General features: G+C 30.1%; 12 protein-coding genes. All 12 read right to left on the reverse strand.

All coding sequences use genetic code 11. The features are described 5' to 3' along the window. Positions 1 to 98 precede the first annotated feature (98 nt). Complete coding sequence (locus U881_RS0106175; protein WP_024653665.1) at positions 99 to 293, reverse strand: hypothetical protein; 195 nt, start codon at positions 291 to 293, stop codon at positions 99 to 101. A 330-nt stretch (positions 294 to 623) separates the two neighbouring features. Beyond that, positions 624 to 1571 (reverse strand): hypothetical protein, encoded by a 948-nt coding sequence (locus U881_RS0106180; RefSeq protein ID WP_024653666.1) that lies wholly within the window; start codon positions 1569 to 1571, stop codon positions 624 to 626. A 262-nt stretch (positions 1572 to 1833) separates the two neighbouring features. Further along, positions 1834 to 2940, reverse strand: coding sequence for a hypothetical protein (locus U881_RS0106185; protein ID WP_024653667.1), 1107 nt, complete (start codon positions 2938 to 2940; stop codon positions 1834 to 1836). Between the two features lie 252 nt (positions 2941 to 3192). Beyond that, entirely contained in the window at positions 3193 to 3594 is a 402-nt protein-coding gene (locus U881_RS0106190) for a hypothetical protein (protein WP_024653668.1), read from the reverse strand. 83 nt (positions 3595 to 3677) lie between these two features. Then, complete coding sequence (locus U881_RS0106195) at positions 3678 to 4787, reverse strand: hypothetical protein (RefSeq protein ID WP_024653669.1); 1110 nt, start codon at positions 4785 to 4787, stop codon at positions 3678 to 3680. Between the two features lie 61 nt (positions 4788 to 4848). Next, the gene (locus tag U881_RS0106200; RefSeq protein WP_160164808.1) at positions 4849 to 5436 is read right to left on the reverse strand and encodes a hypothetical protein; all 588 of its coding nucleotides are present in this window, start codon (positions 5434 to 5436) and stop codon (positions 4849 to 4851) included. Positions 5437 to 5542: 106 nt separating this feature from the next. Next, on the reverse strand, positions 5543 to 6526 hold the full coding sequence (locus U881_RS0106205) for a hypothetical protein (protein WP_024653671.1): 984 nt from the start codon (positions 6524 to 6526) through the stop codon (positions 5543 to 5545). Between the two features lie 143 nt (positions 6527 to 6669). After that, positions 6670 to 7932: a hypothetical protein gene (locus tag U881_RS0106210; protein ID WP_024653672.1), complete on the reverse strand. Its 1263-nt coding sequence runs from the start codon at positions 7930 to 7932 to the stop codon at positions 6670 to 6672. A gap of 263 nt (positions 7933 to 8195) precedes the next feature. Next, the gene (locus tag U881_RS0106215; protein ID WP_051374053.1) at positions 8196 to 8819 is read right to left on the reverse strand and encodes a BTA121 domain-containing protein surface lipoprotein; all 624 of its coding nucleotides are present in this window, start codon (positions 8817 to 8819) and stop codon (positions 8196 to 8198) included. A gap of 373 nt (positions 8820 to 9192) precedes the next feature. Continuing rightward, the gene (locus U881_RS12840) at positions 9193 to 9330 is read right to left on the reverse strand and encodes a hypothetical protein (RefSeq protein WP_160164809.1); all 138 of its coding nucleotides are present in this window, start codon (positions 9328 to 9330) and stop codon (positions 9193 to 9195) included. Positions 9331 to 9854: 524 nt separating this feature from the next. Further along, positions 9855 to 11507 (reverse strand): BTA121 domain-containing protein surface lipoprotein, encoded by a 1653-nt coding sequence (locus tag U881_RS0106230; protein ID WP_024653674.1) that lies wholly within the window; start codon positions 11505 to 11507, stop codon positions 9855 to 9857. A 188-nt stretch (positions 11508 to 11695) separates the two neighbouring features. Beyond that, the coding region (locus U881_RS12845; RefSeq protein WP_024653675.1) for a BTA121 domain-containing protein surface lipoprotein at positions 11696 to 12883 on the reverse strand (1188 nt) is incomplete at its 5' end.

Consider the following 12883-nt stretch of genomic DNA (forward strand, 5'->3'; position numbering starts at 1 on the left):
TATCAAATATAAAATTCACTTAATATGATTATTTAGCCACTAATTGATGTATACCATAAATCAATTCTTCTGCTACAACTCCCCATGAAACATCATTATCAAGTACCACATTTATATATTATCAAAATACAACCTGCAACCCTTCTCAATTTTCTCACGTATTTCTCAACTAATTTATTTAAACGTGCAATAGACTCACTTTCTAATCCAGTTCTAAAAATATACTTATTACTATGCCAAGGTCTATAAGCATCTTGCAAAAATTCAAAACGATGCTCAAACCCAAGTATCATCTCTCCTATTCTACCTATTAATACCTCAACGAATTTCTACAAAGAATACACAAACGAGAGTACTAGTTTTTTAGAAAAATCGTAAATCTGCTTAGCTCCTAATACCAATGATACGTGCAACCAATTGCTTCTGTAGCTGTGGTTCTGAACTTGCCACTTCAACAACAGCCACAAAAGCTTCAAATTATTGGCTCAGAACATACTGAACCGTCTAATTCAACTTTTTTGAGTTTATTATTCACATTACAAAACACTACATAATAAATAATAAAAGTATAAAAATTGATACAAAAGTTGTAAGAAAATTACTGGAAATCAACTTCCTACAAATCAATTATCACCTTGACCCATTTGTGCCGCAAAAAAAGAGTCCATATACAATTTCTCAAAACTGTCACATACAGCGTCCTTAGATCCCACCATAACATTTATTGCCGTTTGAATTTTTTGATCATTATTCATTTTATCAAAAATCTCATACAAATCTTCTGCTTCAAGTTTTTCTGGATCACAATTAAGCAATACCTGTAATATATTACCCAATACACGATCTGCAACCCTACTCAATTTTCTTAAATATATCTCAAGCTGCTCATTAAAAGCTATCAGATCTTGAACCTTTACAAGATTTTTAAAGTTCTCATAATCAATAGACTGATAATATGCACGCTTACTAAAAGTTAAACGGGGATAAAGTCCACTTGTCATACTTGCCAATTTATTTATTAAATTAGCCATAGCATCTGAATAATGTTTTTTTTCTACTGGCGTTTTTAAATAGACATCATTCATCCTCTTAATCGAATATATCAATGCATACAAGTAATTTGGATCATAACGAAAAGTCGCATAAACATCATCAGCATCATATTGCCCAACTTGAGACGGAACAGAACTTTTAGTAAATATAGATGAAGGTATTAGAGCAGGAAATCCGAATATTCCCTCTACATCCAAAGTAAAAGGATTAATTGCCACAAAATTTTTTCCATAAAACTTAAAAGAATCTACCAGCTCATGAAAGTGTTTCAAAGCTTCTTCCTTTGTCTGTGACTGTCTTGCCTTGAGACCTGTCAAAATACCTGTTTCAAGATCTATATCATTTCCATAATAACGGTCATACAATCTTTTAATCAAAACCGACGATCCTACACCATTACCATCTGTTTCTAAACCATATTTTCCCGATTGATTTGTATAGACTGCTTCAGGACTCCCTTGCCTACAACTAAAAAGCAATATACAAATTACATATAATACCACATACACTCTTAACATTAATCCTCCTTTTTTTGACATGTTATTTTATCATTCAAATCACAAAACACCACCACCTATAAATAAAATATAAGTTTTACTATTACTATATTGACATATGCTTATATGCCCTTTAGTTTAATTACAATAAAAAAACACAAAACTAAATTACATTTAATCAATTTAATAAATATTTTAACACTTTTTATTAAAGTATTACTCGCTATCCAATCACCACTTAACTTACAAAAAAAATCAATTATTTAACTCCCACAGGCTTATCCTAAAAATCAAGATCGTTCAATAGTGATTTAAAATATCTAACCAAAAAATCTTTATCCCTCTTTACAATATCAATTGCCTCAGTAATTTTTGTATCATTATTCATTTTATTAAAAAGAGAATAAAAATCTTGTGATGAATCTTTTTCTGTATCAATTCTTTCAAATACTCTCAATACATTACCCAATATACAATTTGAAACATTTTTTAATTTTTTCAAATATTTCTCAAAACGTAAATTAAAACCTATAATGAGTTTCATTGCTACAGAATCTCGAAACTTTCTCTCAAGAAGAATAGAACTTTTACTACCAGAAAAATATAACGAAACATCAAACCCATGCGTCATACTTGACACCTTCCGTAAAAAACTATTAATACCAGCTAAATAAACTCCTACATCTCCTTTTACTTTTCTCGCAGAATTTTGTATCTGATTCATTCCGTATAGAAACGCATACAAATAATTCTTACCTCTTTTAAAAGAAACTAAATAAATATCCCAAGGTTTATAAATACCCCAAGAAAAAGAACCACGAGATAAACTTAATACATTATCAGGTGTAAAAGAAGGAAATTTAGATCCATCCTCTCCAACTTCTGCACGATAATTCAAAGGATAATCAGATTTAAAACCTGTTAAAATAGAAAAAGACTCTTTTAGCCTAAAGAAGTGATCTACAACGCCTTCCCTATCTGTGAATGTTTCTGCCTCTAGATCTTTTAATATATCTTCCCCAAGATCTATTGTATTTTGATAACCAGGAACATTCGCACCTGCTGTTCCATCATCATCTTCTAAGTCCGTTGCTGGATCCTTTTTTCCTGGACTTACAACTGGCAATGCACCACCCACATCTACAACTTCAGTCTCAAAACCTTCACCTGGACCTTTCACTACATGTGATGACACAACAGTTTGCCCACCACCCTTCAAAACTGACGACCCAGCACCTCCAACATTACTACCAACACCCGACTTTGGAATATATCTTGGACCTAAATCACGATTACCCAATTTGCTTAAATCAAGTCCCCCAACACCTTTTTGTCCACAACTAAGGAATAATATACACATTGCACATAATCCCATACACACTCTTATCATTTTATTCTCCTTTCGTATTCTAATTACTTTTTATTAATATATATTATTTTATCATCCAAGCAATAAAAACAACAAATATACCTTATTTATTATTTATATCATTTAATTTACAGAAACTTTTCTACTTATTTACATACTTTTAACTTTAGAAATTTTAACTTTAGAAAGTAGTTCATCAAATTTTTTAAGTGTCTTAATATTATTAAATATACAACGCGAAACCTTTCTCAATTTTTGCAAATAAATCTCAAACTATTGATTAAAATCCACAAGATCTTCCCTAGTTACATTGGTTTCAAACTTTTTCTTACTAACAAACTCATTAACACTACGACCGCTAAAGGTTACCTTCTCATAAATATCAAATGTCATGCTTGCCACTCTATTTAATAAATCACCAATAGCACCCAAATAATCTTGCAAAGCACCTTTATGTGTATTCCTCATTCTTACACTGATATATGACCAAACAACCGTATTAAAATCTATTGTATTGCTATACTCCCTTTCATATTTTCTTACATTCAAACATTCCTCCCCAAGTTCACCTACCAAATTCGTTGCTGAAACTGCACTCTTAATCCCAGACACAACCTCAGGCTTTTTTGCTGGGATTAAACCTACTGCAGCTGTTGATTTTTTTATTAATTTCAACAATTTTTATTCAAGTATTAATCGATATCCAATCACCACTTAACTTACAGAAGAATCAATTATTTAACTCCCGCAGACTTATCCTAAAAATCAAGATCGTTCAATATCGATTTAAAATATTGAATCAAAGAATCTTTATCTCTAACTACAATATCAATTGCCTCAGTAATTTTTGTATCATTATTCATTTTATTAAAAAGAGAATAAAAATCTTGTGATGAATCTTTTTCTGTATCAATTTTTTTCAATACTCTCAATACATTACCAAATATACAATCTGAAACAGATTTTAATTTTTTCAAATATTTCTCAAAATTTGAATTAAAATTTCTAATGCGTTTAATTTCTATATGCTTTCTAAATTTTTTCTCAAGAAGAGTAGAATCTTTAGCTTTAGTACTAGGAAAAGATAAACAAACATCAAGATTATACGTCATACTTGACATCTTCTGTAAAAAACTATTAATACCAGCTAAATAAACTCCTACATCTCCTTTTACTTCTCTCACAGACTTTTCTATCTGATTCATTCCGTACAAAAACGCATACAAATAATTCTTACTCCTCCAAGAAGATAAATAAATATTCCGAATGTCATAAACACCCCAAGAAAAAGGAACACGAGATAACTTTAATACATCATTAGATGTAAAAGAAGGAAATTTAGATCCATCCTCTCCAACTTCTGCACGATAATTCAAAGGACTATAATACTTAAAATTTTCTAAAACAGAAAAAGACTCTTTTAGCCTAAAGAAGTGATCTACAACGCCTTCCCTATCCGTGAATGTTTTTGCCTCTAGATCTTTTAATATATCTTCCCCAAGATCTATTGTATTTTGATAACCAGGAACATTCGCACCTGCTGTTCCATCATCATCTTCTAAGTCCGTTGCTGGATCCTTTTTTCCTGGACTTACAACTGGCAATGCACCACCCACATCTACAACTTCAGTCTCAAAACCTTCACCTGGACCTTTCACTACATGTGATGACACAACAGTTTGCCCACCACCCTTCAAAACTGACGACCCCGCACCTCCAACATTATTACCAACACCCGACTTTGGAATATATCTTGGACCTACATCACGCTTACCCAATCTTCTTAAATCACGTCCCTCAACACCTTTTTGCCCACAACTAAGAAATAATATACACATCGTATATAATACCATACAAACTTTTATCATTTTATTCTCCTTTTGCATTCTAATTATTTTTTATTAATAATTATTTTTTATTAATTTTATGTTATTTTATCATCCAAGCAATAAAAACAACAAATATAAATATCTTTTGATCATTATTCATTCTATAAAAAACCTTATAAAAATCTTCAGCCTCAATTCCCTTTGGATCACGATCAAACACCACATTCAATATATTATTAAATATACAACCCGAAACCTTTCGCAATTTTTGCAAATAAATCTCAAACTGTTGATTAAAATCCACAAGACCCTCCCTAGTTACATTCGTTTCAAACTTTTTCTTACTAACAAACTCATTAACACTACGACCGCTAAAGGTTACCTTCTCATAAACACCAAATGTCATGCTTGCCACTCTATTTAATAAATCACCAATAGCACCCAAATAATCTTGCAAAGCACCTTTATGTGTATTCCTCATTCTTACACTGATATATGACCAAACAACCGTATTAAAATCTATTGTATTGCTATACTCCCTTTCATATTTTCTTACATTCAAACATTCCTCCCCAAGTTCACCTACCAAATTCGTTGCTGAAACTGCACTCTTAATCCCAGACACAACCTCAGGCTTTCTTGCTGGGATTAAACCTACTGCAGCTGCTGATTTTTTTATTAATTTCAACACTTTTTATTAAAGTATTAATCGCTATCCAAATCACCACTTAACTTACAGAAAAAATCAATTACTTAACTCCCGCAGGCTTAAGCGAAAATTAAAATTATTCCAATCATAACACAAACTTTACCAATAATGAGTCAAACTCGTTAAGCAAAAAATCTTTATCTCTCTTTACAATATCAATTGCCTCAATAATTTTTGTATCATTATTCATTCTATTCAAAAGAGAATAAAAATCTTGTGATGAATCTTTTTTTGTATCAATTTTTTTCAATACTCTCAATACATTACCAAATATACAATCTGAAACAGATTGTAATTTTCTCAAATATTTCTCAAAAACCACATTAAAATTTTGAAGGCGTTCCATTTCTACATTTTCTCTAAACTTTTTCTCAAAAAGAGCAGAATCTTTACCACTAGAAAAATCTAAAGTAGCACTAAGCAAACTCGTCATACTTGACACTTTCTGTAAAAAACTATTAATACCATCTAAATAAACTCCTGCATCTCCTTCTATTTTTTTTACAGACTTTTCTATCTGATTCATTCCGTACAAAAACGCATACAAATAATTCTCACCCCTCTTCCAAGAAGATAAATAAATATGCATAGATTTATAAATACCCAAAGAAAAAGAACTATCAGATTCACTTAATACATCCTCAGGTACTAAAGGAGGAAATTTAGATCCATCCTCTCCATCTGTTGCACTATAATTCAAAGAATGATAATACTCAAAACCTTTTAAAACAAAAAAAGACTCTCTTAACCTAAAGAAGTGATCTATAACGCCTTCCCTATCCGTGAATGTTTTTGCCTTTAGATCTTTTAATATATCTGTCTCAAGATCTATTGCATTTAGATAAACAGGACCATTCGCACCTGCTGCTCCATCAGCACCTTCCAAGTCCGTTGCTGGATCCTTTTTTCCTGGACTTACGACTGGCAATACACCACGCCCAACAACTGATGACCTAGAAACTACATCACGCTTCTCAAATTTTTTTAAATCACGTCCCCCAACATCTTTTTGCCCACAACCAAGAAATAATATACACATCGTACATAATACCATACAAACTTTTATCAATTTATTCTCCTTTTGTGTTCTAATTATTTTTTATTAATTATATCATTCTACCATCTAAACAATAAAAACTCCAAATATAAATGAAACAAATATACCTTATTTATTATTTATACCATTCAATTTACAGAAACTTTTTTACTTATTTACATACTTTTAACTTTAGAAATTTTAACTTTAGAAAGTAGTTCATCAAATTTCTTAAGTGTCATATCCTTTTCTTCTATTACAATATTTATTGCGTTTTGAATCTTTTGATCATTATTCATCCTATAAAAAACCTTATAAAAATCTTTAGCTTCAATTCCCTTTGGATCACGATCAAGCACCACATTCAATATATTATTAAATATACAACGCGAAACCTTTCTCAATTTTTGCAAATAAATTTCAAACTGTTGATTAAAATCCACAAGATCTTCCCTGGTTACATTGGTTTCAAACTTTTTCTTATTAACAAACTCATAACCGCTACGACCTCTAAAGGTTACCTTTTCATAAACACCAAATGTCATGCTTGCCACTCTATTTAATAAATCACCAATAGCATCCAAATAATCTCTCCTATCTCGTCCTTTTCCTTTATAAAAATCTTCTATTTTCTTAATCCCATATAACAATGCATACAATGAATATTCCAAATAACCAAAAGATATATAAACATGCTCCGGTCTATAATTAAAAGCAAACGAAATTTTGTTCAAATCAAATACATTCGCAGGTATCATCTCAGGAAGTTCATATACCAAATCATAAGACTTATACTCACCAAACCTGTTCTTAGCATCTTCAAAACGATTTATCAGTTTTTGAAATTGTTGCAAAGCACCTTTATGTGTATTCGTCATTTCTACACTGATATATGACCAAACAGCCGTATTAAAATCTATTGTATTATTATACTCCCTTTCATATTTTTTTACATTCAACCATTCCTCCCCAAGTTCACCTACCAAATTCGTTGCTGAATTAGAAATCGCTGAACCAACTATTTGTTTGTCTTCCGCTTTAGCATTTTTTGGATCCTTAACTTCAGAAACAGCCATCAAATCTTCACCTAGACTATCTAGACTATGCAGTGCTTTGTCTTTTTTTTGATCATCCACTGGACTTTTAATCTCAGGAACAACCTCAGGATTTTCTGCTGGGATTAAACCTACTGCAGCTGCTGATTTTTTTATTATAGGAACAGGAATAAAACCTCCCATTGAATCAGGAAGAAAAAACACTCCAGATACATCATTATGATTATCATCTCCCACAACTGGTGGCACTACACCCTCAACCTTTGATTTTGGATCATCTTGTAATATCTTATTACCAAATCCCAAAAAACGTTTTTGCTCACAACCAAGGAATAATATAAATATTATAAATACTATACACAATCTTATACATACCCTTCTCATTAATCCTCCTCCCTTTTGAGGTTATAATCTAAATTCAAGTTATAAAAAACCAAATATAAATCAAATATAAATTTGTACGATTTTTATCAATAATTGCTTATCTACTCTTTAGTTTTAAAGATAATACATACTATCCATAAAGCAAATATATATTCAATATATTGAAGAATATATTGAATATATTAAGGTTATGATAAATTTTTACTTTTATAGCCATCTCCTGTTCTTTAAGATAAGGACAGGAGATAATAGCTTTTAACTTGTCAATTTTTTGGATTTAATGCATTGTCTCTAATACTATTAAAGTCACCAATATAAGAATTTTCATACTGTAACAAATTATCAAATATCACAGAAAAAATGGGGACATTAAATATTCTCTTTAAGTCCAACTTATAAGCTTGACTTTGAAGATCAAATGCAGTTTGCAAAGATTTTTTCAAGTCACCCTCAGCAATACTAAGAACAGCCATTTTTGCTTCCAGTAATGCACTAAAAGTTAAAATCACATGTTCTACAATTACAAAAATCTCCTCTGCATCCAATTGTTCCAAAAAATCATACACTTCAGAATCATCATACGTCTTATAATGACCTTGCTCATCCACAATACTGGGATCGCATAATGCTTCTTTGATATAAAAAATTAATTCTCTCACTTCCTCTGGTAATTCAAGTGAATCAAATAAATTATCAAGTGCAACATCTATAATTTCAACACCAGTCTCATCAGATTTTTTTACAAGCTCATTGCCTTTATTTGAGCCCCAATCAATCAAAGAATTGACAAATGATGCGCCATTAAGTTTGGAAACATCTGAAGTCGTAATATCACAACCTATTATCAATATCAACAACAATAAAGAACAATACCTTCTTCTAGCCACTAAATATCTCCTTCTTCTCAAGTTAAATTAATTTTTTTTATTTATTATTATTTATATATAAATATATATCAAAATGATTATTAATATTATTTAATATTATTAATAAATATTAATTTTAATATGATTTATTATAACAGAAATACATTTTTAATGTTACAGCTTAAATACTTAGTTATTTATTTTTTATTTTTTAAACAAAATAATATTTTAAAGGAAAGTACTTGATAATATCAAAAAAATAATACTCAAAGTTATTACCAATAGATAAATCACTGATAGATACAATACTATCGTGAGTTTCACTAACAGCAAGTTTACTAAAAGGCTCCTTTAAATACATAAAAATTATTTACCGTGAAATCAAATTCAGACTTCAAGCTTTCTTTAAGTATACCAAGCTAGTCTCTAGCCTATTCTTTACCTCATATGAAGCTTCAAGGATGTCTAAATTATCAATGATATCGATCTCTGCCTCAAGATAATCCCTAAAACAAACATATTGAAAATACACTCTAACAACTTTTATAAGTTGCCTATTATCCCAACTACTAAGAAAAGTATCAAACTCATAATCAGTATACTTTTACAATTTTTAATCTGATTACAAAACTCCAGCAGCACTATACGTCTTATAATCATCTTGCCTATCCCAAATAAAAGGATCACACAATACCTTTCGTACATGCGCCATTACTATTTTTGCTCTTCATCTATGCCAAATTCATCTAGTAAAATACCAAGCTTATCATCTATAAAGGCAAACCTCAAATTATCGTAAACTTTCATATGATCATCAATTCCTTGATTATCATAAATTCAATATCAATATTTCTATCAAGATTATTATTAAATTTTCAGTATTAATTTAATATTAGCTCATTACAACATAAAGTGACACTATAAATAATCAAACATTAATTTACACATTGTGTAAATTAATGCTACTTAAATTTCTTAATGATAAAGCTCAATATTGAAATGTCCTGCTACTTAGCTACTACTTATTGTTTCAATCTTTGACGGATGCCCTTTACCCTATTTTTTAAGCGCAAAAAGAATATTCATATAATAATTCACATTATATGGGATTTGAGACTTAAGCTCAAAAGTGTCCTCTTTAATACCACAAAAAAATTCTTTCAAATGCGATTTATAATCTTGTATAATCTTATTATAATCCTCCAAACATTTCCTTTGAACATCAGAACCTTTTTCCAAAGTATCAATATACACACTAATTTCCTTTTGAAGATCAATCATTGCTAAACAACCACTTATCAAAGAATCAACACCACCGTCATCATTTCTGAATAAAAAATAAAACTCATAATCTTCATTATATTTTCTAGCATCTCTAGAGACAACAATATTAGTATCAAATACTATGTCTCTCAACTCTTCAACTAGTCGTCGCTTAAGACTATCGAAAGTAGTATACTTATTAGTAAAACTCTCTTTCGCAGAAAGATACCTATAAATATCTGCAAAGTAATTCTCAAAGTAAGTATCAATAGATACTGAATCAGTATTAGATACAATACTATAATGAATATTAGCAATAGGTTCATTAAAGCACTTTTTTAAATACATCAAAGAGTCTCTGGATTTGGAATTAAAATTAGGAGTCAATATTTTTATTTTAAGTTCCCTTAAACCCGTACTTAGCCTATTTTTTGTGACTGCCAAAGCCTCTTTTAGACTGTATATGTCTACATTATCAATGGTATCCATTCTACTATTCCAGAAAGACTTTCTCCTATCAATATATTTCAAATACACTCTTACAACTTCTCGAATTTGATTATTATCCCAAAAGCTAAGAACAAAATCAAAATCATCATTATTATATGGCCTATAACCTTGACCTACTGCAATATTTGGATCAGTTACTATGCTTCTCATATCTCTAATTACTTGCTGCTCATCATCAGAAAATTTAGAATAACGATTTGCCAAAGTCTGACATGATGCAACAGCCTCAATATCATTTAAAAGATCATGATTCTTTATATGTGGCCGACCAAAAAATCCTACAACTAATTCATCATATACGCGCGTTAAAGGATTTTGAAATACTCCTCTAAGGGGAAATACATAATTTTTTGTGAAAGAACTTAATCTATAACGCAATCCTTTTCTGAATGCATCCTCACCAATATTACCAATAAGTGATTTCACTGTAAAAAATTTATTAAACACCTCAAATAAAAGGTTAAACACATTTTTAACTTGCTCTGGTTGCCAACTAACAAACAGCTTACGAAATTTAACATCATCATAAACCACCACATCATCCCCAAAAACAGGATTGCATAATACTTCTTTTAGATATGCAATTGCTATTTTTTTATCTTTTTCTATTCCATATTGATCAAGTAAAGCACTAAGTTCATCAGCCACAACAACAGACTCTAAATTATCGTAAGCTACTAAATTATCAACTACATTTCCATCACCAACTACATCCTGAACATCATCACGTTCACCCTTTGCTGGAAAAGATCCACCTCCTTGCAACCTATCACCACCTTTATATATAATAGGTCTACGCAAACCAGATCTGCTGCTAAATTCACCTGAAGACCCAGTAGTTTTTGGTGATCTTAAATTACAACCTAGTATCAACATTAATGACAATAATAAAATACAGATTTTAAAGAATGTTTTACAAATTTGCTCTCTAACCATCAAATATCTCCTCTTAAAATTTATCTTGACAATAATATTTCTTATCAAGATTATTATTAAATTTTAGTACCAATTTAATAATAAAGTTCATTATAACATAAATCAGTACCACAAATGAGCAAACATAAACCACCCAAATCAAGCCAAATCAAAATAAAAACAAATTAAACAAAAAATAAGAACCATTTCTAAGCCTTAACCTTTTTTAAAATATCAGCAAATCTTTTCTTATAATTTTCTCTTATGTCCCTTTCCTTATCAAATTTAAAATCAAACGTACCATCCTCAACACGACTAAACAATTCTTTAACATATAATCTATACTCGCTGAAAACACTATTATATTTGTCCCAAAACTTTAATTCAGAATCAAAATCTGCAAGACCATCAATTTCCTGTGCAATCTTTTTTTGATATACAAAAATGTCAGAATGAGCAGTTATAAAATCGACAAGTTCAGAATTCTCTCCTCCAAACAAAAAACAAAATTCATAAAAATCAATATATTGTCTGCCAACAGGAAAAACAACAACATTAGGATCCAATACTATGTTTCCTATATGCCCAATTGCAAATAATAGATTTAAATCATTTAAATCATATAAGTCATTATACCTAAGAATGAAATTGTTCTTTATATCCACAAGTTGAGAAAGATACAAAAAATAATGATCATCAAACAAAGAACGAGTAAAGAAAGACAAAGCAATTAAAATATTTTCATAAACTTCAGCAACAGTAGGTTTATCAAATAAACCTTTTAAATACACTTTATCGTACTTTATTTCATATGGAAGTTGATCTCTCAGTTTCCTTTTAAATGCACTTAAACCTATCTGTAATTCAGGCTTCATCAAATCATCCTTTAGATTGTCTATATCATCAATGGCATCAAGCTTACTCTCAAATTTACTTACTGCAGTACTAAAGGTCGCTAACATAAGAATCATTGCATGAAGTTGATCATCATTCCAATGACTAAGTAAAGCATCAAATTCATCATTACTGTATGTCCTATAACCTTGATCTGCCCCAATCTCAGGATCAGTTAATATACTTCTTACATCAGAAAATGATTTATTACCAGGCAATTTAGAATAACAATCTGAAAAACTTGTAAATCCCAATACATCACTCTGCAACATTTCTAAACGCTCGGAATAATTATTTTTTTGGTCTTTATAATCTACATATTGCACAAATTCATCATATATTCTAGACACTGAACTATCAAATATTTTCTTAAGACCTAATACATAATTTTTCTTCAAGAGCCTCAATCTATACAATGCACCCTGCCTGAATATATCATTACCAAGATTATCAATAGATGATCTTAGTCTAACAAATTCATTAAATATTGAAGATAAATACTC

The sequence above is a fragment of the Borrelia persica No12 genome, assembly GCF_000500045.1.
GTDB classification, from domain to species: domain Bacteria; phylum Spirochaetota; class Spirochaetia; order Borreliales; family Borreliaceae; genus Borrelia; species Borrelia persica.

What these genes read in the sequence shown, in the direction of transcription:
- U881_RS0106175 (WP_024653665.1), bottom strand. Translation starts at nt 293, where the DNA reads ATGATACTTGGGTTTGAGCATCGTTTTGAATTTTTGCAAGATGCTTAT.
- U881_RS0106180 (WP_024653666.1), bottom strand. Translation starts at nt 1,571, where the DNA reads ATGTTAAGAGTGTATGTGGTATTATATGTAATTTGTATATTGCTTTTT.
- U881_RS0106185 (WP_024653667.1), bottom strand. Translation starts at nt 2,940, where the DNA reads ATGATAAGAGTGTGTATGGGATTATGTGCAATGTGTATATTATTCCTT.
- U881_RS0106195 (WP_024653669.1), bottom strand. Translation starts at nt 4,787, where the DNA reads ATGATAAAAGTTTGTATGGTATTATATACGATGTGTATATTATTTCTT.
- U881_RS0106210 (WP_024653672.1), bottom strand. Translation starts at nt 7,932, where the DNA reads ATGAGAAGGGTATGTATAAGATTGTGTATAGTATTTATAATATTTATA.
- U881_RS0106230 (WP_024653674.1), bottom strand. Translation starts at nt 11,507, where the DNA reads ATGGTTAGAGAGCAAATTTGTAAAACATTCTTTAAAATCTGTATTTTA.